Below are 22355 nucleotides of genomic sequence, written 5' to 3' on the forward strand. Positions count from 1 at the left end.
GAATTACGTGACGGTCGACAATCGATGTCTTCCGGCTAGCCCCTCTGCATCCCTGGACATCGCTTTTAGCACCCCCGGACCCCACCCTGCTCACCAGCGATAATCCCCACCGCGCCACATTCGGTCATCGCCGGCAGGGACTGACGGTCGGTCTACCGCACCGGGAGAAGTCGGCAGAACCATGACCGACCCGCAAGCCGCCTGCGCAGGGCACCACACCTATACCGAGGCATCACGAACTTGGTAGTCAATTCCGCCCGCTTCACTAAGGTGGGAGGTCCGCGCTAGGCCAGTCGGAAGATTAAGGAGCGTTGTAGGCCTGTCGCGGCGAGAAGCGAGGGTCCTCTGCACCAGCAGGGATTCGACACTTCTGATGTTCGTCCCGACAATCTCCGCGAGGGGGTCGATGGCGCACCTTCACTCGTCGCGGGAGCCCCCCCTGCTCGCCGTCATCACGGTCCGAATCCGATCGGTGATCTGGAAGTTCCTCCGTATCAGGCCATTTTGCGAGTTTTACGCGATGAAGGCAGGGGATCTTCCGCACGTACCCATCCTTGGTGACACAGCGCTCACCAATCGCTACACGACAGTGCGGACAGGGAATGTGAGCGACGAACTCGAACGGATCCATCACTCACCTCCACCGACTGTGATTTCGTCATACGACTATGACTGACCATGGCGAATCATGCCGCACCGTCGCGTACGCCACCACCGAACACCATTGAGCAACCCTTCGGGCGCGCACCTCGAAACTGAGGAACCCTTTCGCTGACCCCTACTTCGCCGGCACGCGCAGGGGGCATCACGCCACCCCGGTTCACGCTCCTCGAATTATCGAGTCAGCGGCTTCATGACGATGATCCTCATCTTGGAAGCGCCTCCGAAATCCGCAGCGTTCATCTCCACCGCAACAGCTTCCACCCGAAGCAAGGACACGATCGGCGATCATTGATCACCCAGATGTAAGGACGTCTTTGCTCTGAATCGACAACGCTCATCGCTAGCGAGACACCCAGACAACGTATTGATCAGGCACACTGTCGGACACATCCGTAGTCGTAAGAACAGCCATCCGGAGGTCGGTCTCATCCGATCAGTTTGCGGACATGTCCGTTCCACCTGGCACGATGGCGAGGGACAGCCAGACGATCTGGCCGAACAACGCAACAAGGAGCACCATCATGGCACTGCCTGTCTTAACACCGGAACAACGCGCCGAGGCATTGGCGAAGGCCGCGGAAGCCCGCAAAGCGCGTAGCGAACTCCTATCCGCAGTGAAGGCGGGCGACCTCAGCGTCGAGGCGGTGCTCACCAAGGCCGAAACGGACGAAATCGTGAAGAAGACGAAGGTCTCGGCGCTGCTCAAGGCGCTCCCCGGCGTCGGATCAGTGAAGGCCGCGAAACTCCTCGAGGAACTGTCGATCGCCGAGACCCGTCGTATCGGCGGACTCGGAGCCAACCAGCGCCAGGCACTGATCGAAGCGTCGTCCGCCTCCTGACCTTCGAACTGTCACAGCCTCCGGCCAACTCGAAATGAGCTGGCTGGAGGCTGTTTTTCAACTCGCGCGAAAGCGTGGACTCAGTGAGCTGCGCTGTACGCTTCCTCGATCTGAGCGGGGATCCGTCCACGCGTGGACAGCTCATAGCCCTCGGTGGTCGCCCATTCCCGAATTTCCTTTGCCCGCGTACGCCCCTGCGACGGTTCCACTGCAGGAGTCGACCGACGCTTCCTTCCACCGACGCGAGTTGCATGCTCGATGTAGAAGGTGAGAGTGCTGTGGAATTCCTTGGCGTTGTTGTCCTTCAGGTCGATCTCGTAGTCGACACCGTCGACCGAGAACGCGATGGTCTCCCCTTTGCCGTTCTGGATCGGAGTTCCGTCGATGTCGTCGATGCGTTCGACAACAATTTTGCGCGCCACAGTTCCACTCCTTCACGTCGATAACCCGAGGAACACTACTGCGAAGTAATGTTCACCTGCCAATCCGTGACAGTTCTTTGAACGGGACATCGCAAATTCCAGCGTTGGGTAGAGCACGATCGGTGCCCACTCCTCGGAGGCTGGGCGCGGCGATCCGGTCGTAGATCCTGGCTTACGACGAACGCTCGTCTCACTGGAACCACTAGAAATCCAGGCCGTCCGCATCCCGCCGACCGCACGGCCTCTCACGGGTGGAGGTTCACGGGCATTCCCCTTGCACCCGCAACCACGACCGCCCACCGCCAGCTGGTACCCGTGGACTCCCGTGGTCTGAACACTCAGCGCGACAATAAATCCCCGTTGGCCAGAAATCATTTTTTCGGCGGACTCGGAGCTTTGGAAACTGCGAGGAGCACCAACGCGCGGCCATCGAGCAGGTCCAACGGATCCCCACACAACTCCATAGGAGTCCGAATCGGGGATCGAGAGAGTTCCAGTTCCCGCCGATGCGAATGCAGGGAACCTCGACAGCCCTCTCGCCGAAGACGATTGTGATAGAGACACGATCGAGAAATCTGAGGTGGACAGATACTCGGCGCCAGTCCGGCGGTTGCCTCACTCGGTCCGGGTGATTTTCATGACACGCGGTCAATGTGGTTGACATCGTTGAAGAAGAAGCTATGTACTTTACAAATATATGGATTCCACAGAAGGACTGATCTCGATGCGTACTCACTGGTCCGCAGCCTCGGCGCTGGAGCTGTACTCAGCGTTCCGGCAACAACATCCTCACACAGCGATACCCGAGAACTACGTAACTGAATGTGGCTTCCAACTCGGTCGCTGGCAGTACCGGCAGCGCGTCGCGCGAATGCTCGGCACCCTTCCGGCAGAGCGCATTCACCAACTCGATTCAATCGGCTTCGTATGGAGCGAAGACAATGCCCCACTACCCGCGGTCACCCGCACCGACAGCAAGCGACGTCGGATGCTGGCCGAGATCGCTGCTTACCGTGAGCAGCACGGCAATGCACTCGTTCCCGCGAACTATGTCAACTCTGAAGGCGAGCAGGTCGGTCAGTGGCTCTACCGGGCCGTGAAGAAGTGGCGAGCAGACGCGCTTCCTGACGAAGAGCGTGGCCCACTCGCAGCCCTCGGAGTTTCTCCCGGTCCCCGCCCACGCGGACCAAGAACCGCAGCGTGAAAACCGATCCCGACCACCAGGCCCTCCGCCTGAGCGATGGAGAGTGTCCTCCGCGTCTTTGACGAATTGCCCATTGCGGAGATCTTCGGAAGTCCAGGGCCGCAATCGTCGTAGCCCTCCGTCGGCGCAGCCGGTGGGACGTACCCACGCCCGCAATACGTACGACCGTATTACACGGCGGAAGTCGTCACCCGCACTCAATCGTCTCGGCGGAGGACACTGTTCCTCGTTCTCGCACTGGGACAGGATCTTGTTCATTCCCGGTCGTCGCACCGCCAGTGACTACGCCATGCCCATCTGCGCGAGCAGTTCCTCGGTGCGACTTAGGATCGCGTCAGCCTTCCGATCGATATCCTCGAAAGCCTCAGCGAGATCTCCCAATGCCCGGACATCCGCATACTTTCGGGCGATAGCCGCCTCATACTGCTCGGTGAGCGTTTCCGGGCCGAGCGATGCGCAGTCCACCCCGTTCTCGGAGCCATAGACCCACGGTGAGGACACCTCCTCTTCCACCTCGACCTCGGCAGGCCTGTCCTTCGGATCTGAGCGGGTATGACTCGCCGAGGCGGCTCCCGTCAGATGGGCAGTAACGATTGTCGTGACCGACTTGCCGGACACCCCGCGGCGATCGCGGCGGACTGCGGCGAAATGTCCCCACTGATCGAAGCTCGGCAGCAGGGGCCCGTCCTGGCCCTCGCGCAGACCCGGCAGCTTCCCGTAGGACTCCACCGTGTCATCGGCAATTTCATGACCACTGGCAAGACTTCGTGCGAGCACTCGGTTCGAGGGGTAGCGATCGAAGAACGCCTGAAGGCGTGCCCATCTCAGGTAGATCGCGACGGGGCAGCACTGAGGGTCGTCCGCTAGTGGGTGCAGTTCCACAGCGTGTCCGGCGCCAACGGTCACGATATTCCCGTCATACGTGACGTCGCTCCGTTGAAGGTCCCCCACCTCGGTCGCGGACATCCCAACAATGCAGTTGAGCACCAGGATGAGCGCATCCCTTCGGCCAAACAATCCTTGTGGCCACCCGACCGTTGGCAGCGTCAACAACGCCCCGCGCGCGGTGCGAGAGAGATCGTCGCGTCTACCTGCACGTGCTGACAGAACTTGGCGGATCACTCGAGCAGACCCAGGCGTGGGGTACCCACTGGCGTTGTGCACCCAATTGATCGCTGCGACACGGCGCCGTTGGGTGGACTGAGCCGCCGGATGCTCGTCAAGGAAGCTCGCGAGGGCAAGGGGATCAGCGGGGAGCGCCGACGCCGCGAGCGCAGTACACCAATCAGCGAACAGAGCCCAGTCGTATCGGTACTGTGCACCCTGACCACTCCGGGGAAACAGCGCGGAAACGTTCTGCACGCCTTTGATTTCCGACTGCGCGATCGTCACGGTACGAGGCTATGCAATACGATGCCGCCGATCACGCACCAGAGCCATGTGTCGCCCAGAGAGCTCTCTTCCCGAGCCGGCCAACTGCCCACACCGCACGTTCGGCATTGTCCCCTGGTGAGCCGCGCAACGGACGAAGAACAGCAACCGCAGGCACACCAAAGCCCCGCCCTCTCTCACCTTCGCTCCCAATAGCGTGATCGGTCCCGGAGCCCAACTGTTCTTACGCTCGCTCCCGAGACCACTCACGACACTAAGCCGTACGGCGCAAAGATCGGTCACGCTGCGAGTCGTTGTCCAAGCGCTCCGCAACAGAGCCGGCCCGCAACGACTCTCCCCCTACCCTTTCGACAAACTCGTGGGAATGGCCGGCAAGGACTGCGCGCCGCCGTATCACGGCGTGAATTGCAGCGCCCGAGAGCGCGACCGAGTCTATGTTGCCGTTCGCACGGATCGCACGGAAAACCGGTAGCGCCGGATCCTGGACAACTGGCGCTGAGGAAAGGCAGACGTGGCCTTCGAACTCCTCATGTTGGTGGAGCAACCGAATCACACCTGGACGACCGAAGCCGTCGACAGCCGAAACCACCTCGAGCCAGCGCCTGTAGGCACACGGCGCGCACATTGTGTGATCCCGCGATGACTCGACATGCTTGATCAAGCCATCGACCAGACCCCCATGCGGACCTGGAATCTGGACGCGAAGATCCCCGTCTCCGCACTGGGCCACGTCGGCAATGGTGAGCATGGACAGCTCGCAGCGCCGAAGTGCCCCCGCGAAACCCATGAGCAACAGTGCGCTGTCACGGCGCTCGCGCGCACGCTTGACCCATGTCGTCGCGTCACGACGGCTCGCATCGACAATTCCTTCGAGCTCGCCGATACGAAGTGGGTGCGCCCGTTTGATTGGGCGGTCACCGTTCTGCTTGTACGCCCTTCGCGCGTTCGCGAGCGCGTCTTTGACACACGGCGACCGACCGGGCAGGGGCAATCCAGATGCGCGGTGCCAATAGTTGATGGACGCCACCCACCGACTCAATGTCGCAATGGAGTACATCCGATCGCCCACCTCGGACCGCGTCTCCGCGCTCTCACGCACATAGTCGGCGACAGCACGAGGATCGGTGGGCATCAATGAAATTTCACGTGGCGCACACCAACTCGCGAACCTAACCCAGTCCTGCCGGTAGTTTCGTGCAGTGCTGGCAGATTGCAGCCGGTCGAGTTCGGCGACGATTCGATCGTCAACTCCCGACAGCGACTCCGTCGCGTCACCGCCCGACGGAACGGTAGGCATTGCCTCCGCTGACGTCGGGCTTGCAGGGCGTGACACATCGTGAGTGCTCACGTGCACATCATTCCAGGAGTAGCGGTCGTTTTGGTGGATCCGCCACGCCGTGCCGTGATGGCACAGCTGCGGCCGGGATGTTCTCGTTTGCAGGATGTGGTGATGCACGGTGCATCACCCGGTCGCGCGGCCGACTGAAGCGGACCTCGCTCCCCACCCTCGCACGACCACCCCTGACGCTTCCTCCTGCGGTTGATGCAGCCCGAGGGAGCTCCCCGCAACAGTCGATCGCAACTTCCATTGCTCGGATGGTGCCTATACTCTTGGAAGAGGTCCTGACCTGGGGACTCTTCCTCACATCGAGTTCTGAGCTTCTTTTAGCGTGGGTCTGATAACAGATTGCGGAAGTGACTGGACCTAGCTACTTGTCTTCGCCGTTTCCGTAGAATACCTACGACTCGCCGAGGGGCAGACGGGCGTAGATCCCGCTGCTACAAACCACACCAAAACCCCTTGACCAGGCATTTCGTCGCCATTGGACGTGCTGGCTGTGGACAGCACGACTTATTCGACGGTTCCCCATTTTTGCCGGCACGCGCCGACGCCTTTGCGCTGTTGACGATGACGTGACGAATTGCCTGACACCCTCTACTCGGTCCTTGCATCAGGGCCCGTTTGAAGGCGTCCGTTTCACCTCGACTGAGGCGGTCAATTATCTCGAAACTGGGAGAACAGCCCCATCCCGCATTTCGTCAAGTGACGTAACACCGGCGGGCCTAATGCTGGTCCGTTCTAGGCGTGGTCCCGCCCATAAGAGCGGATTCCAAGTCATTGTGCGGCGACACTCTTCTCTGATCGCCCCAGCCAACCAGAGACTGGAGTGGCGACCATGAATATGGCCATTGGCATGGCCTTGTATATGGCCTTAAGTGAGGAGTTGAACATGGACGCCATTCGCGCTCTTTGGTGGTGCACCGAGAGAAGCCGCGGCCGGCACCCACCCCGCTCCCCCGGCCCGAGTACCGTCCTGAACTGGGGATTTATGGTTCCGCGCTTCACGAGACGCGCCAGGCCAATTTCGGCAGCCGTCCGCAAGACCAGGTTCCTACTTCGCCACTCCGTGTCGGGGAACGACCCACCGTGGCACCGAATGGTCGGTGTCGAGCAGGCAGAATCCACTCCCCCACCGCGCAGACTCAGGCAACAAGAGAACTAATTTCGCCAATATGTGAACCGTTCACGTGTGCCGATCTGAAAGTTGATAAATACACTCTGAACTGGTCTTTTATCTATGGCCTTAGGTATGGCCTTAGCAAACACCGCTGCAACCGCCGGTGACATGATCCTCACAGTCACCTTGTTTATTCCCTGTGCGACCACCATCGCAACCACGTTATCCATGCCCTGATACACCGCCCTTGAATAGGCCGTGTACAGGAACATCAACCCGACCTTTCACCAGACGGCCTATAAGGCCGATGTCAACACCATTTACAAAGGCCTAGAACGAGACCTGTTGTGCAACCTTTCCAACCGCCCTTGAACAGGCGTGGTTGATAGCCTTAGCAACGGCGATATTCATGACGTGTTGCACCCCCTTAGACAGGGGCGTGTCGTTGGCCATCTAGGAGACCGGCCAGCCGTACCGTGCTATGCATGTCACCAACGCAGCCCCCGCGCAGTGTGCTTATCGCCAATCAAAAGGGCGGTGTCGGCAAGAGCTCGATCGTCGCAGCTGTCGCAGGCATGGTCTCAGCGGCCGGACGCCGGGTGCTCGTCGTTGACGCGGACCAGCAGGCAAACGTCACAGCCTCCGATCTTGGAGTTGAGGGAGACCGCGGGAAGGGCCTCAGCATGGCCCTTCAGTACGCGCACCCGCTCGAACCCACCCGAGAGGTCCGACCGAACCTCGATCTCATCCCCGGAGGGCCGGCACTCGCGGTCATCGGCGCGATCGCGGCGACCGCTGCCCAATCAGGAATGGATCTGCGGGGCAACCTTGTGTCCACCCTCACCGAATTGCAGTCAGTCGAACACTACGACCTGATTCTGATCGACTCGGGCCCCGGCGACGCCCCACTGCTCGACGCACTGCTGGGTACCGCGCGTTACCTCCTCGTGCCGACCAAGGACGACGATGCAAGCCTGTCGGGAGTGGAGCTCCTCGCGGCCCGCTACCTTCGCGCACGGGAGAACGGTTCCCTCATCCAACTTCTCGGTGTCGTGCTCTTTGATGCGAACCCTCGCGCGACAGCGCGGAACCGTGAGGTTTTCGAGCAGGTTGAGGACCTGCTCGAAGGTAGCGGCGCTGCGCCGTTCGAAACCTTCATTCGCTCTGATCGTGCAGCCGCCGTCGATCTCCGGATCCGTCACCTGACCCCTGCGGAACTGGTCGCCGCCGCCGAGGATCAACTGAAGAATCGGATCCAGCGGCTGCGCGACAAGAAGCGCCTCGGTGAGCGTTTGTGGTCCAGAGACCCGTCCGGTCTCGCGAGTGACTACCAATCCCTTACCCGAGAAGTTCTCAGCCGGTTGGCGTCGGCGGAGAAGGACGAAGTCTCCGGGGGAGTGGCGTGAGTGCACGACGCCGGAAGGCCGCATTCGATCCCGGAGCTCTTGGAGATCTCGACGATTTGCTCCCCACGCTGAGCATCGTCACCGAAACGGTCGACGAAACGACTGCCCCGCAGTCCGCACCCTCATCGGACGACCCAGAAAGCGAAGCAGCGGCCACCGTACCGGAACCGTCACCCGCAGCGTTGCCCGATGCCCCCGAGTCGGACGACGCGTCGCCAGAATTGCCGAACGCTGAATCTGAAGCCCCCCAACTGCAGTCTGAGGCTTCAAAGCCGGTCGTTGCGCCCCGTCGGAAACCCAAAACACGCAGCGACAGCAGCCCGGTGCCGATCCGGACCGCCCCTCCTGAGGTCTATCTCCCCCCGGCGGTATACACCGCACTGCGCCAACTCACGCTCGAGGAAAGACAGCGTGACCGCGCAACGGCGCGTCCCTATGGGCAAGTAGTCCTCGACGCTGTTGAGAGGCACGCCGGCGAACTTCAACGCCACTGGAGCGCCGCAGAACCTCAAGCAAGCGCTGGACTGTTCAAGCGGCGCGAGGCAGGTGCGCAACCGCGCCGCCGACGGCACAGAGAGATTCAAGCTCGTGTGCCTCTTGCCGGGATCATCGCCTCCGATACCGCCACACTCGATGCTCTTGCCGAAGAGTGGTCCGCGGGTAGCCGTAGCGCGCTGGTCGAACACGCACTCCGTCTGTATTTGGATGTCAGACCAGACTGAATAGCGGCAACCGCACCAGGACACGCGCGAATCGCTAATCGAACGGGGCGGGGAACCGGGGGAGGGGCGTCCAGTCGTGGAGAGAGCCATCGTCGCCTCAACAAAGTGGCGGTGGTATCCCCAGCCCGTCGGACACCACATCGCACGCAGACCCTCCGGGAAAAGGTTGTCCCTGCGGAAACCGTCCCGATATGGTGACGCGGTGGCCGAAACAACGTTCTCCCGAGACACGATCGTGGGTCTGGTCGCACTCCTCACGGTCGGTCTGGCGGCACTGGTGCCCGGCCTCTCGCTGGGCTGGAAATGGGTCAGTGGCGAGGGCAGCACGTCGGTTACGGGGATCTTGTTTCTGATCGTTCAGATCTTTGGCGGCAGTGCGGCAACGGCGTACGCATGCCGTGGACTCTGGAGCCGCTTCCGTCGTCCAACACACGATTGACTGCACCGTCCGGCACGATCAACGCGGGAAGGGGACAGCCCAGTCCTATCGATCGTGGCGACGGAACCGCGCCGCCGACCACACCGACTTGGCTCGCGACCCTCCCTCGGTAGCCCTCGCTTGCCTATGACGATCCAGCAGAGGGCTTACCGCCGCGGCGATTGCATCGACGGCTTATCACAAGCCCTTCCGCCTGCCTCTAGAGCTCTCCACGCCACCCGCCTTGCCTCACACCGCCTTACCGGGCTCCAACGGCTCGGCGTCGGGCTGAATCGCGCGACCATCGTTGTAGGTCTCGGCAATCACTCTCAGTTGCGCTGCGAACGCCTCCTGCGTGAACTGCATAAGCGAGTACGGTCGCCCGGTCTTGCGACGCACGAGGCGTACCGCGGCCCGGGCGAGCGCGTGCAGATCATGGGGCACATTGACTGTGCTTGTCCCTCGTGAAGGCCGCATGTGCCGCCCAACATCGTTCACCACAGGTGGCCTCCAGTCCCTACGCGACCACTGCCCGTTGTCCGAACAGCCCCAGCTTCTGCATGTGAGTCAGCGCGGCTCGGTAGTCGCTGGTGACCGTCTTTGCCCTGTAACCGTAGATCGGCACCGGAACATAGTTCGTGTAGGCCTCATCCACGATGCTCGCGCGACGGATCGGGGGCGTCACCCTGTCCTCGTATTCGCTCAGCAGATCGTCCATCTGCTCACGGTAAACGTCGCCGATCGGGGGGACTGCGCAGGGGACGATGGACAGCAGCGGAACGTCGACGCGGTAGGTCCGCTTGATCTTCCGCAGTTCCTGCTCCAACGCCGGGATGCCTTCGTTCTCCTTGCCGGATGGCTTCGTGCATGTGATCAGGCCCCATGATCCGTATGGCCCTTGCTCATCGACGGTTGTCGCGAGGATGCCGGCGATCACCAGAACATTCAAGGAGCCGGGGGAGTCGATCAAGGTGACGTCGACAGGATCCGCTTCCTCGAGGGCGTCACGCAGATGAAGGACACCACCGGTTACTGCGGGCAGCTCCACGATCAGCTTGTCGAGTGTGTCACGAGCGGCGGGGACGATTGTGAGGTTGGGGATCTCCTCGTACACGGGTTGGTCGGCTTCGTCGTACCCCCGCAGCACCCGCGCCGGGCGTTCAACTTCCTTGATCGAAGCGTTGCGCCGGAGGACGTCGGCCGCGGTCTTACCGGAGGCTTCCGGGTATCCGAGCCAGGTGCTTGCGTTTGCCTGACTGTCCATGTCGAGAACTCGGACGCGGTATCCGTCCTGGGCGAGCAGCGTGGCGGTCGACGTGACCGTCGTCGTTTTACCGGCGCTGCCGGACAGGGTTGCTACTGCGTAGGTAGCCACGGGAACTCCTTGCGGTTTGAAGGTTCTGGATTCGTTGGTGTCCGCTTAGGGGTGATGCACGGTGCATCACCCCGCGGCGGGGGCGAACTCGGTGATGCACCGTGCATCACCGACGTCAATCGGCGAGAGACAGTGCGCGGCGCGCGGCGTCGAGGCGGGCTTCCTCCCACGCGGTCGGCTTGTATCCGGCACGCTCGGACAGCAAGTCCAAGTACGCGAGATCAGAACGGCCCCACTCCCGGGAGGAATCGGCTGCCGCGAGTTCGTAACCTGCAACCGCACATGCCCAGGCGATCTCACTGCGGCGTTTCTCGTCGCTGTTCTCGACACTCACCCGGAATTCGGTGGAGTCGAGGCCTTCCAATCCAACAAATGCCTGGGCCAGCCTCCACCCCTCCTTGCTCGTCGCCAGAGCGGAGATGCCATAGGCGTATTGGTCGATAAAGAAGGTCACCAACTTCTCCCGTGACGGAACGGAGGCCGCGAGCTTCTTGCCCGCTTCTCGACGCGCCTTCGCTGCCGCCGCCCCTGCTTCGGCTTCCCGCTTCGCGGCCAACTCGTCGGCATTGTCTTCGGCTCGAGCGGGTTTGTCGACGGCGTAGTAGACAAGCGTTCCTTGCCCGGGGTCGATTGCGCCGACGACTTTGGTGCTCGCGAGATCGATATCGGACACCTCGAACAGTCGATGCTCATGGAAGCTCTCACCGAACCGCTCGCGCGGATCCACGATATCGAGTCCCGCAGCCGATGCCTGCTCTCGGGACTTCCGTTCCGTCAACACACGTTCAGCCGCGCGCGTCGGGCTCATTCCGCGATCAGCAATCAGCGTGAACGCAGCAAGCTGCTCGGAACGACGGGTATCCGAGCTTTGCGCCGGGTCTGGCTTCTTCTGCCAGCTCCGTGCGGGGCCGTAGGGGAGCGCGCCCGCCAAAGCGGCGCCCTCGGCGCTTCGAATCGCGTCCTCGGCAATCGCAGCCTGGACCTCGGGGGCAAGGAGTAACAGCGACAGCCGCCTGGACACCGTTGCCTGATCGACGCCCAGCTTGTCCGCGATGGCACGCTGGCCCATTCCCAACTCGGAGTACCGAGCGAACATCTGGGCCTCGGCGATCTCCGAAAGGTCCTGGCGTCCGAGATTCTCCAACGTCATGGCGTCGAGGTCGCCGTGATCGTCCATCACGGCGTCGTCAATCACCGCCGGAATCGTCGCCAGCCCGGCGGCGATGGCGGCCGCGCGGCGGCGGTGCCCGTAGATGACCACATACTCGGCATCGTCACCAAGAGCGTGGGCGAGGTCGGGCCGTTGCGCGAGGAACCCCTCCCGGGTTACGAGCAACCCGGGAACCTTGATGCCATTCGCCCTGGCGCCGTTGACCAGCTCATCCCACTTTGGATCACCAGCCTGAGGCTTAGACCTGTCCGGGTCGTTGAACGGGTGCGGTACGGTCTGAAGCACCGGAACCTGCACAACGGTTTGGCCGTCGGCGGCAGCTAATCCAGCAAGCGCGGCCGTGATGCCGCCTGTGTTCGCATCGCCGTTCGTCTGCGTAGGTGCGCCAGAAGAGGCTGCGGCCGCGAGCTCCTCGCTATCCTCGCCGCCGGCGTACTTTCGGAACCGACTCGCAGTCTTCCTGCCTGCCGGCTTACGTGCGGCCGGCTTGCGTTTGCTCGCGGCCGGACTGGTCGATGAGCTGGTGGCCACCATTTCGGATGTCACTCCGGCGCTCATAATCCTCCATTCTCTACGCATGCTTTGCATGTATTCAGTTGGAGCGTACTGGGAACGAACTGCCTCCGTTGACATCTCCGGCGGCGTGTCGCGATCGGGGTGATGCACCGTGCATCACCCGAAAGGTCCGCCCGCAGGCAAGCGCAATGTCACCACTAGCTGGCCATACGGTCACCAACGGTCCCGTAGCGCTCATGCGAGTGCAACCCGGCATTCTTCACGTGGGCGATTCACTGATCCGGCCCGGGCGGATCGCCACGGGGGTGAGTCCACGGGTGATGCACGGTGCATCACCCTGCGTGATTCGCCATCGTTCGAGCGTCCTAGGTGAAGGCGGCCCTAAGCCTCGCAACACTGCGGTGATGCACGGTGCATCACCTCCACGTGACACCACGGGTGATGCACCGTGCATCACCCGTGGGACGATCCATGCCCGGATCGGCCACCTGACGTGAGCACGGCCATCTAGCGAGCCTCGGCCGACGCTGATGCCTATCGTCGCCGTATTCGACATCAAAATTCATATTTGGCGGGCCTCCAAACATCCAGCCCGTATCGCGCTCGGACGGCAATGGTCAGCGGACACGACCGCTGAGAGCGGGTGATCATGCCGAGTCGGCGAGGCGATCCTGCTTTGCTGCAAACGTCAGAACCCAACTATTCCGCGTTCTCCTGACATACACATCGGTGCACGCGATCGATGCAGCCCCCTATGTAGTCACCGCGACGGGGGTTGGGTCCGCCCTTTATGCATGTTCAATCCGTTGTGCAACATTGGAGCGAAAGCGCGGCAGTCAGCCAGGACGGCGTGTGCGTCGATGCAACGGCGCCGGGGCTCGCAGCGCTGGCGCGACAGCACTGGCAGCGGGTTTGCGCCTTCCGGCAACTTCGACTGGAGACGGGCGGATCGCCTGCTCGGCCAGCCCGAACGTGCCTGGGACTACATGCAGGCGACGCAGGCGCGAGCGCGTGTGCCAACTACCAGCTCGGCACTCGAACGCTACCGCCGTCCCACGGTATCGATGCCCCCCCGGGTGGTGATGCGCGGTGCATCAGCCCCAGGCTCAGCTCGATGGGAGTGTGCAGTCAGACACCTACACGCCGAAATTCGAACTCGAGGAAGCGGTCGACGACCAGCTGATCTCATCGCCTCGCCACCGCGTGAAGCTCCGCGCATTCGATGGCGCGGCCACCCTCAAGAACTCGTGAGGTAGAAGACTTCGGCGGCTAGCGGACCGGTGCCCCGAATCGGCAGCGGGTTTCCTAGGTGATCGGGCCCCGGTCTCCCTCGCACTGCGTGTGTCGGCAGATCGGGGTGGGGAGATACAGACACTTGCCGGGGCGGCGTCATCACGTTCCCGACGGAGCCCTACCGGCAACTCCCGCGACGCGGCAGGTATGTGCAGGAGTGGTGAGTGGATCGGCGAGTGAATCCGTCGGCACCTTCGTGGGTGCATCTGTCGACGTACTGAAGGGGGTGGGAATGAGGGTCGAGTCAACCGGCGCATCATGCCCCTGCGGCCCATCGCCGGCACATGTGGGGACAAGTCCCGGATCCTCGAAACCCCGGCGACGGTCGGAGAAACAGAGGTGTGAGCTTCTCGGCGTCCCGCAGCCGAGCACCTATCCCGATGGTGCACCCTCATGAACCTCGGACCGCGCCATTGACGGATGCCAGCAACGCCACTCGCGTGCGACTCCCGATCCACTTCCCGCCCCGGGCCGTATCACCTAGTGCGCCTCGCATGCAGGGCACCCGCGGACGACCCACTGAAACCTGGTCAGGCACACCCTTACCCTTGCGAGCGGCACCATTGCCGTTTCATTCACGCGAAAGCCCGCCGCCCCTTTTCGCTCCCCGCCACCACGGTCGGAGGCATTCTGACGTACACCGCTATCCCGCGTCGAGTTTCTACCGCAAAGTTCCACCTTTCGTCGACATGCTGGCGAACGCGACCCTCGACGCGTTCACATAACGACATGATCCCGACCGCGTACAGAATTGCTCTGTTGCCGCGCGTCGGCAAACCTTCGGAGTCGGGTCGTGCACGGACGGCTTCGCCGACAGTTGCTCAGCGAGGTAGCGGCACTACACCCGCAACCAAGCTAGCCTGCACCAACATTCGAGGCTGAGATCCACTGCTCCGACCCGGTCGCGCGACATTCCTTTTACGCCCTCGTCCTCAGCCGTAGGGCTCGATTCATCACCGAAGACATTCGGGCGACCCACCCTGCGGCGCTCGCTCGATAGTCGAAGCCAGCTCCGTTGAGCTCGAACGCCCTTAACGCTGGTGCCAGGTTGGCAACCGACAAGTACCTGGTCACGTCTGGGCGACCGCCTGCTGACGCCGGTTCAGCGTTGCTGCAAGCGCTTGTCGGCACCGCTGACGGTGCTCTGCAGACGCAATCAGGGCATCCTGGCGGCTGAGACGCGCATCGCGGTCGATAATGCGCTGACGGGCCTCCTGGGCCGCTTTTTGAGCCATCTCGGTCGGTGAGGGTTGAGTCCAATCGATGTGCGCCAGCCTCCAACGGAGAAACCCGACAGGTCGCTCGATGTGAGTCGGCCACGTCCAGCCTCGCTGCTGGGTATCCCGCGTCAGTTCAGCGGCGATGTCACGACCACGCCACCGGGTCTCATCGATGCCGGCATTTGCGAGTGCCTCGCAAATCAACCCCACATGCCCGGCCGAAGCGAAGACTGGGGCATGAACAAGCAGCTCAGCGGCTGTCCGTTGCAGTTCGATTGCCCGAGGCTGCAGCGGCGTCGTCTTAGGATTTTTCGAGTCCTCGCCCGTGCGCGTTCGCGCGCGCGTTGGTGATAACTCTCTAACAAGAGATAACAACTTAAATCCCCTGGAAGGGGATAGGGGGCCACGAGAACGCAACTGGGGATAACTCGAGAGAGCACCATCCTTGGAGCGACGAACCTTCTTCGCCAGCTTCTTCGTCACCACCTGTGCCTCGATGACGAGGGATTTCGGGGATGTCAGCGCCCACACTGACGCAGCACGACGTTGAATCCGCCCATGGTGGGATTCCGCAGCCTGAGATTCTTCAGCTCTCAAGTACCTCCCACGCACCATCTCGCAAGCTACCGAGAGCGTGTGAAGCGCCCTCCTCGCGCGTTTCACCACCGACACACTGACTCCGCTGCGGTGGGCGATCGTCTCTCTGGAGGCGCACACACGACGGCCTGTTGACCGCTCAGCGAACGAGGCCATCGTCACAGCCACGGCAAAGACGAACTCCGTGCTGACCTTGAACCATCGGCACACCCCTCGACCGGTGGGGGAATTCAACACTTCGCGGACCTGTCGCTGCCAGGCAGCGCGCCCGGTCCATGCTGGCGTCGAAGCCTGCTCGCTCGGATCTACGGGTAACGACCAGGAACGGCCTCGCTGATCGCTCTCGGCGTTGAGCCGTTCGACACGATTGACTCGCTCGACAGCGGCCGAGACCAGAGCATCCCACTCGGTGTCATCGGTAGAAGAAACCTCACCGACTGGGGCAATCGGAACATCGTTGTCGAAAAATTCGGCCGCATTCGCGGCGGATTCGGGGTGCATGACGCGCCTTTCACGCGCCCTTCACCAAGATGTTGCCGTGAGTCGCTGGCATCACCAGCGGGACATGGCTTACCCTGACAAGAGCGCACGGTATCGACACGACTGCTCGCGGGACTGCCAATCACAGGAGCGGTCGTGTTGGAACGGCCAGATATGTTCGGTGGGTCTCATCCGTAAAGGGTGGGACCCACCGACGTTTTCGCTAGTGGAGTGGGCACCTCCTCACGGCATGCCTGAACGCCGGAAGAGCCGGCGACATGAGGTCAGCGCATACGGAATCGTCACGTTGGCGCAAAAATGAGAGGTCGCGAACACCAATATCACGCCGTGTCGCGTGCGCACGACGAATCGCGCGTTCTATACTCATAGAAGGCAGACCTCCTCCCTTGCGTGGTGGTTTGTACGACGAGCGGAACCCCCGGAGCTGGCGAGCGAAGGGGGGTTTCGCCTTTTCTGGGCTCTGTTCAGCCCGTCATTGGCAACTCTTCCTGTCTGGCTTGCGCCGGAATCGCTGGCTCGTTCTCGAGTGCCAGCTGAACAAGCGCGATCATTCGATCGGTGATTGTCTTGACCCGACCATCGTCAACCGGTGCGAGAATCCGATCGGCGATCTCCGCGGGGAACTCAACCCCGATATGGCGAACGGCGACGTCGCGGGCTGGGCGCCCGCCCCGACTTTTCCGAGTTGTCATGCCTTAAATCCTGCTCTTTGGGTTTAACTAAACCGCGCAGCGACACGCCGAGTTAAATAAAACTCGAAAAGTGCCCCAGAGAGCCTCCTCTGGACACGAATCTGGCTCCGAATCGTATGCGAACGACCGCCGGCAATCAGCGAAAATATTTGATCAAGCGAAACGCAGTTTGCATAGGCAATCACACCACCCCAGAAACGTCACGTGATGAATCAAAATCTATGTGAGACACAGAGTTACGCCATTAGAACCGGGGTGGGGAGCGGCTACACAGAGAGCAAGCCCCGTCGCAGAACCTGTCGGTCAGAGCCTGTCCGATGAATAAACAGCGTCGCTTTTCCGCACCCGGACTGAGTGCGGTGGGAAGGTATTGAAATGCCTCAAGAAGTTCATCCGCACTGAGGCCGGAGTGCGCAAAGTCCATACGACAGTTGACCCATCTCGGAAAACTGCAGGTCGAAGCGCCCCGGGTTATCCGACACTCCAGCGAACATCGATCGACGTCAGTTCTGCGGCGCAGTCTAGGGCGGGCCTGCGCATTCGCGCACCGGCTGAACCCCGAAACCCCGCGCCCAGACGACAAGAGCGGGTGCCTCATACGCCCTGGGGCAATGCGCGCACTCGCACAACCAACACCTCGGCACCGCCTGACAGGAGCAACCAGCAAAGCCCGCCGACTGCGAATAAACGACACCTCACCCGCCGCCACAAGACTCTTGAGGGGTTCGCAGGCGTTTGTACCAAAATGTGTAGACCAAGCGGGCGTATTCGGTCCGATGGGAACTGTCCCTGCAAATCCATTCTTGGTCCTACGCAGGTCACTTTTAGGGTTCCCGCGCATACCGAATGAGAACCACAGTCGCCACAAGATCACCATCAACCGAACCAGTCGAGATGTCCGCCCAACGGGTCCGGCCCAATTACCCCGTCGCGACGATCGATCCGCTATCGACGAACGTACTGAATCGGACTTTTTGCCGGACTGCAAGGGATGCGCATGCTATGCGAAGCCAGGGAAATCCGCACTCACAACTACGGCTGGAATCAGAACATGAGATGCATCGGATTCGGAAACCTCTCAATGACTGAGCTCGCCGGCATTTCGAGAAGCAGCGCCACATCGCTGTCGGGTCTCGTGACTACCGGGTGCGGACTGCCTCAACCCCTCATGACGAACATCGTTCCAATCAACCCAGCGCTCATGTTGAACTTGCCGTAACGGTGCACCGAGAAGCCGTGCCGCCGGGGGAGGCGTGCGAGAAACTGAGTGTGTCATTTGGTCGGAGGGGAGTGTGCGTACCGACGCTCCGGGGATTGATGAATTTCACTTCGCAACCGAGAGGTCCACTTGGTCGATACATCTAACAATCCTCCCCTCTCACTTGGGCGAGCACCCGACCTCACCCGCGCAGCATTCGACTCAAGGGAAGGTAGTCGCGGAAGGGCACTGCGGAAAGTCCGGTCGCGTTCAGACGCATAAGGTCATGCGTCCGTAAGTGAATCGTGCGAGCATCGACCAGTTTGTGCACACGCAACGGATGCAGTGGAGATGTCGCGCAAGAGCATGAGATTTCACGATCCGAGGATCTGGAGCGGCTACCTCTTGGCCGCGCTGATCTGTAACCCGCGCCGTGTGATGCACGGTGCATCACACGCGGAAACCGGTGATGCACCGTGCATCACCAAAGGGCGAAGCAAGGTGAGGTCCACTCCACCTCACGGACATTGGAAGAAGAATCTGCCCCCGACGACAGATGGTTGAGGGCGGAGCCACCGGGTTGCGGTCACCGCTTGGGTGCCTCCGTGCCGCACGTCCCAAGAGGCTGAGATCTCGGCACCGACGTCGTCTGCAACGCCGTGCGTCTTGGGAACGCGGGGTTGATGGCGGCCGAGCGATGGGTGCGGTGACTGTCAGCGCCTGCCCGGATGCCGGGCCCCTCGGCGTACAAACGCAACTGACACTTTCGCCTGATGTCGAGCAAGAGGGTTCGTCCATGTGGAGATCGACCGCCGTGTTGCGATCGGTCGACGCGCTGAAGGATTCCGGGTTCCGGAATCTGCCCGGTCCGGATACCCGGTGGTCACTAAATCATCGGCACGAAGAGGAGCAGTCGCAGTCGTGGCGTAGTGCGCACCCACCCGACGAACTCTGGCCGCCAAAATGGGGCGGCGATACCAGAGCAACTATGCCCAATTGGAGTTGCGGCGCGGGTGAGACGTCGCTGCGACGCTGTCGAGCCGGGCATCGGCAACACGTCCGACGACCTCCGCGACACCGTGCGTGATACCTGCCTCGGCGATGAGAATGACTGCACCGAAGGGGAATGGGAACGGTGATGCACGGTGCATCACCCGGAAGTAGGTGATGCACCGTGCATCACCCAAGGGGGGTACCTGGTGGCGATGTAGGTGACAACTACACCAGAGTCAGTGTGATTGCGGGAGCAGGCCATTGGGCGGTGCGGTCGCCTCATGGTGTTGCCCACCACCACTGGTTCGGCACGCGGGAGGCCACCCCTTGCGTAGGTACACGCGTTACGTCAATCCGAGCAAAGAGTCGTTCCACTGGGAGATGTAGTTTGGAAGCTGTTCCCGCTCGTCTTCACGTGGCTTCGGGGTCACCGTGGAGGTGCCACAGGGCGGGGCGGCGCGCTCCAAACCTTCGGTCTATCCGTACGGAAGATGAGAACAACGTGCACCCTTGATGCCTGACGCGCAGATTCGGAGAGATGACGGGCAGAATTTGTTGGTGCAAATACTGTCGTCGCCGAGAAAGTCGACTATCGGCCACCCGATTTCCCCGACCGGCGGGGTACAACGGCAGATCCGTACATGCCGCCGCTTTGCCCGAGTGATGTTCCACGGGGTGACGATTCGAGGTCACTCCGCCGATTGAGTGCTGAGTGGGGAATTGTCAGCCCCTCGGGGTCGTCGCGGATCGGCGGCAGAGAGTGAGCCTCATCGGTCAGGTACCACTCGTCAAGGTTTCGAGACCCTCACGAGCCGTCAATATCTCACGCCACCTTCGTGGTTACCCGTCGGTTATAGTGTCGGATCCAAAGGGGTGTGGTCGAATAACCTTGTGCAGTAAGAAACTTGCAAATATTGAGACGGCTGATTAGTGCAGGACAAGTCCTACAACCGCAGGCCCGACCTTTCACCCTGGACCTAGAGGTAGCCGATTCGGCATGAGCGCAGCCGATCAATGGGTGAGTCGGGGCGTAGTCAAGGCTCGGCAAGTGCCTTCAGTACACAGACGCATAGAACGCCAAAGTTGTTGTCACCCATCGCACCCAGTGCCCGTTCCTGGTCGCTCGCTTAGCGCCATCCACTTCGAGTAGCCCGGGCTGGGATCGGTATAGATGAGGACGGACTGCGAAACCCCGCCGGAGCTGGCGGACGGCGGGGCCGCTACACCGGCAGTCGACTATCGGTTGCGCAGTGCGAACCAAGTCAGCTACTAGGGTCCAGCTGACGGGCGGGACACCGACAACCTGCACATAGGATCAGCCGGTGCGGAACAAATCGTATGATGCCGACCACTTGTGTCCCAAAAATGTGGCCTATAACACTGGAGTTCTTGCGGTAGACGCGAAGGCTGCACCCACATACAGCGGCTGATCCGCGAGTACCGAACAGCGCGTGAGAAAGTCGGTGTCCTACCGTCGACACGCCCGACCTCGGGTGGGGTCGTCGCTGGCCTTGGACGTCCGACGAGATCTCGTTCAGGTACTCATCTGAGGGTCACGGCAGGACCGGCCGCGGACGACGGCGACATCCAGCCGCGCGGGCTGGACAATAGACGAGGTACTAATTATCGTTAGTATGTATCGTCTCGGCCGTCGGCCTGGTGGCGATACGCCCATCCGGTGGTGGCTCTTCAATGGCTCACCGCCATTCCCATTCACGAAGGGTCGGCTCATGCGACTTGTCCTCCTAGGCCCGCCGGGCGCCGGAAAAGGCACGCAAGCACAGTTGCTATCGGAGAGCATGGGTATACCGCACATCTCGACTGGCGATCTATTCCGGACCCACATCACCCAGAACACCTCGCTCGGCAAGGAAGCAAGTCGTTTCTTGGATGCCGGTGAACTCGTTCCGAGCGCCCTGACAATCGATATGGTCCGTGACCGCCTCGCTCAGCCGGACACCGAGAATGGATTTTTATTGGACGGGTTTCCGCGTTCGATAGCTCAGGCAGAGGCATTGGCCCACAGTCTCGACCAGCGCGGCGTGAAGCTGAACGCCGTCCTGTCCTTCGTCATTGACGAGGAGATGGTCATCGAGCGCATGCTTGCTCGAGGTCGTGCCGACGATTCCGAGGTGGTCATCCGCAACCGGTTGAACGTGTATGCCGAGGAAACAGCGCCGCTGCTCGATTACTACTCGGACCTGCTCATCGCGGTCGACGCCTCCGGCGCGGTCGATGAAGTGAATCGCCACATGCAGATGAAACTTCACGCCAAGGTCAACGCTCTCTGAGTCGAGTCGTCCGAGTTGCACATTCGACATCGCCAACGCCACCGCCGTCGTCGGACGGGCTCCGCTACGGCTTTCATGTTGTGTACGCCGAGGTCGTGCGATTGCAAGCAACGTTCAGATCGCGTGTCGGTGGGACGAGTGAAGTCGGGGACGAGAGAGATGAAGCCAATGAAACGGCACGTTGAAGGACAGTCCGCCCCTGTCCGGTCGGTCACGAAGTCTGACCTTCGCGAGGTGGCGCTAACGTTGTTTGCCGAACGTGGTTACCACGGGACGTCGTTGAAGGAAATAGCTCAAGAACTGGGGATACGGACCCCGAGCCTGTACAACCACATGGAGTCGAAGGGTTCCCTGTTGAGGGAGATCGTTCTCCAGACACTCCATCATGTGGTCGGAGATTTCGAGCGTGTGCTGACGGAGACGAGCGACCCGGCCGACCGACTGCGGGCGGCTACCGCAGTGTATGCGTACCGGCACGCTACCCATCGGCGCGAGGCATTGGTTGTCAATCAAGAGGCAATACATCTGGAGGAGCCTGATTGGACTGTGGCGCAGCAGACTCGGCGCCAACACGAACACGGATTCCGTCAGTTGATTGTCGATGGACAGACGGCGGGGGTTTTCTCAGTCGAGTCTCCGAAAGTGGCGTCCTTCGCGATTCGTGAGATGTGCGTGTCGGTCGCGCGATGGTTCCGCAGCGATGGCCCATTGTCGGCAGCCGACGTCGCGGACCAGTACAGCGCGTTCGCGTTGGGCATTGTCGGTGCCGAGGGTGCAGCGCCACGCCTGTCGACTCCGTTTACACCGTCGGTTTTTGGCGGCACGCCGCTTCGGTCGGTCTGAGGATTTCGGGCACGGTTCGGAGCCGGTAGTGATCGTGGTAGGGCCCAGTTCCCGGGTGCAACGCGCCTGTGCCGTTGCATCTGTGCCGCGTTTGGTGAGCGGCCGGGCATGTCGGCATTCTGGTTGCGTCCATGAAGATG

At 61.5% G+C, this 22355-nt stretch carries 16 protein-coding genes; 7 read left to right on the forward strand and 9 right to left on the reverse strand.

Annotated elements, in window-relative coordinates:
• Positions 1–301: 301 nt before the first annotated feature.
• Positions 302–631 carry a zinc finger domain-containing protein gene (locus AZG88_RS55580; RefSeq protein WP_442971722.1) on the reverse strand — a complete coding sequence of 110 codons (330 nt, stop codon included), beginning with the start codon at positions 629–631 and terminating at the stop codon, positions 302–304.
• A 553-nt stretch (positions 632–1184) separates the two neighbouring features.
• Here AZG88_RS55580 and mihF point away from each other — a divergent pair.
• Entirely contained in the window at positions 1185–1502 is a 318-nt protein-coding gene (mihF, locus tag AZG88_RS18170) for an integration host factor, actinobacterial type (protein ID WP_005564740.1), read from the forward strand.
• 80 nt (positions 1503–1582) lie between these two features.
• On the opposite strand, the gene AZG88_RS18175 is transcribed toward mihF, so the two are convergent.
• Positions 1583–1924, reverse strand: a complete 342-nt coding sequence (locus tag AZG88_RS18175; protein WP_061045229.1) for a histone-like nucleoid-structuring protein Lsr2 — start codon at positions 1922–1924, stop codon at positions 1583–1585.
• Positions 1925–2621: 697 nt separating this feature from the next.
• On the opposite strand from AZG88_RS18175, the gene AZG88_RS18180 reads away from it, so the two are divergent.
• A complete protein-coding gene (locus tag AZG88_RS18180; RefSeq protein ID WP_061698484.1) occupies positions 2622–3128 on the forward strand; it encodes a helicase associated domain-containing protein in 507 nt (168 codons plus the stop codon).
• A 282-nt stretch (positions 3129–3410) separates the two neighbouring features.
• Here AZG88_RS18180 and AZG88_RS18185 read toward each other — a convergent pair whose 3' ends face one another.
• Both AZG88_RS18185 and AZG88_RS51750 read right to left on the reverse strand, forming a co-directional pair.
• A complete protein-coding gene (locus AZG88_RS18185; protein WP_061698485.1) occupies positions 3411–4520 on the reverse strand; it encodes a hypothetical protein in 1110 nt (369 codons plus the stop codon).
• Between the two features lie 2500 nt (positions 4521–7020).
• Positions 7021–7251: a hypothetical protein gene (locus tag AZG88_RS51750; RefSeq protein WP_156517525.1), complete on the reverse strand. Its 231-nt coding sequence runs from the start codon at positions 7249–7251 to the stop codon at positions 7021–7023.
• A gap of 213 nt (positions 7252–7464) precedes the next feature.
• On the opposite strand from AZG88_RS51750, the gene AZG88_RS18195 reads away from it, so the two are divergent.
• A complete protein-coding gene (locus AZG88_RS18195) occupies positions 7465–8385 on the forward strand; it encodes a ParA family protein (RefSeq protein ID WP_043792356.1) in 921 nt (306 codons plus the stop codon).
• Between the two features lie 266 nt (positions 8386–8651).
• Here the strand turns inward: AZG88_RS18195 and AZG88_RS51755 are convergent, their stop codons facing one another.
• Entirely contained in the window at positions 8652–9071 is a 420-nt protein-coding gene (locus AZG88_RS51755) for a hypothetical protein (protein WP_061045232.1), read from the reverse strand.
• A 238-nt stretch (positions 9072–9309) separates the two neighbouring features.
• Between AZG88_RS51755 and AZG88_RS53760 the strand changes: the two genes are divergently transcribed.
• Positions 9310–9546 (forward strand): hypothetical protein, encoded by a 237-nt coding sequence (locus AZG88_RS53760; RefSeq protein WP_061698486.1) that lies wholly within the window; start codon positions 9310–9312, stop codon positions 9544–9546.
• Between the two features lie 496 nt (positions 9547–10042).
• Here the strand turns inward: AZG88_RS53760 and AZG88_RS18215 are convergent, their stop codons facing one another.
• On the reverse strand, positions 10043–10900 hold the full coding sequence (locus AZG88_RS18215; protein WP_061698487.1) for a ParA family protein: 858 nt from the start codon (positions 10898–10900) through the stop codon (positions 10043–10045).
• A 115-nt stretch (positions 10901–11015) separates the two neighbouring features.
• Positions 11016–12629, reverse strand: coding sequence for a ParB/RepB/Spo0J family partition protein (locus AZG88_RS18220; RefSeq protein ID WP_231914073.1), 1614 nt, complete (start codon positions 12627–12629; stop codon positions 11016–11018).
• A 1080-nt stretch (positions 12630–13709) separates the two neighbouring features.
• Here AZG88_RS18220 and AZG88_RS55035 point away from each other — a divergent pair.
• On the forward strand, positions 13710–13838 hold the full coding sequence (locus AZG88_RS55035) for a hypothetical protein (protein ID WP_269455044.1): 129 nt from the start codon (positions 13710–13712) through the stop codon (positions 13836–13838).
• Between the two features lie 1112 nt (positions 13839–14950).
• Here the strand turns inward: AZG88_RS55035 and AZG88_RS50010 are convergent.
• Entirely contained in the window at positions 14951–16198 is a 1248-nt protein-coding gene (locus AZG88_RS50010; RefSeq protein WP_231914074.1) for a replication protein, read from the reverse strand.
• 464 nt (positions 16199–16662) lie between these two features.
• Positions 16663–16890, reverse strand: coding sequence for a hypothetical protein (locus AZG88_RS18225; protein ID WP_005262432.1), 228 nt, complete (start codon positions 16888–16890; stop codon positions 16663–16665).
• A gap of 3921 nt (positions 16891–20811) precedes the next feature.
• Between AZG88_RS18225 and AZG88_RS18235 the strand changes: the two genes are divergently transcribed.
• Together AZG88_RS18235 and AZG88_RS18240 are read left to right on the forward strand one after the other, a co-directional pair.
• Positions 20812–21372 carry an adenylate kinase gene (locus AZG88_RS18235; RefSeq protein ID WP_061045236.1) on the forward strand — a complete coding sequence of 187 codons (561 nt, stop codon included), beginning with the start codon at positions 20812–20814 and terminating at the stop codon, positions 21370–21372.
• A gap of 159 nt (positions 21373–21531) precedes the next feature.
• The gene (locus AZG88_RS18240) at positions 21532–22215 is read left to right on the forward strand and encodes a TetR/AcrR family transcriptional regulator (protein ID WP_063886827.1); all 684 of its coding nucleotides are present in this window, start codon (positions 21532–21534) and stop codon (positions 22213–22215) included.
• Positions 22216–22355: the final 140 nt, after the last annotated feature.

Origin of the sequence: Rhodococcus sp. LB1 (assembly GCF_001583455.1) — a bacterium.
GTDB classification, from domain to species: domain Bacteria; phylum Actinomycetota; class Actinomycetes; order Mycobacteriales; family Mycobacteriaceae; genus Rhodococcus_F; species Rhodococcus_F opacus.